We start from the raw sequence: 539 nt of genomic DNA, 5'->3' as shown, positions 1-539 counted from the left end.
CCGCGAGCCCCCACCGCCAGGAGCGCTCCCGGGTGGCGTGGAAGAGGAGCGCCACCGCCAAGGCGTTGCAGCCCGCCAGGGTGCAGTCCGTCACGTCCCCGAAGAAGCGCCCCTGCACGAGCTGCCAGCCAAAGGGCAGGGCGAGGAACGCCGCCGCGCCCAGCGTGGCCCACAGCCGCCCCGCGGGCCGCCGGGCGATGAGGTAGATGGAGGCCGCTGCGGCCAGGTGTCCCAGGAGCGACGCCAGCCTCAGCGCGAGCGGCGTCACGCCCACGACGTGCATCATCAGCGCCCCGAACCAGAAGGGGCCCGTGGGCTTGTGCATCCAGACGTGCGCGGCCCACCAGTGTCGGGGGTCGCTCGGGTAGAGCGGAGCCTTGTAGATGTGCGGCGTGAAGAAGGTGTCGTGCGTGCCTCGCGCGGCGGCCTGATGCATCGCCTCGTCCCAGTTGTAGATGGCGGGATGGGCCAGATGCGGCGCGAGCTGCGCGAGCCCCCAGATGACGAGCGCCACGAGGAGCAATCCGTCGAGCCTCGTC

The 539-nt window shown here is 72.0% G+C and carries 1 protein-coding gene; it reads right to left on the bottom strand.

The window, feature by feature from the left end; genetic code table 11:
* Nucleotides 1-539 (bottom strand): ArnT family glycosyltransferase (locus tag D7V93_RS43880; protein ID WP_208723383.1); only part of this gene is annotated, 539 nt, incomplete at both ends.

The organism is Corallococcus llansteffanensis, assembly GCF_003612055.1.
Taxonomy (GTDB): Bacteria; Myxococcota; Myxococcia; order Myxococcales; family Myxococcaceae; genus Corallococcus; species Corallococcus llansteffanensis.
The sequence above is the reverse complement of the archived record's forward strand: the minus strand, read 5'-3'. Positions and strand labels throughout refer to the sequence as shown.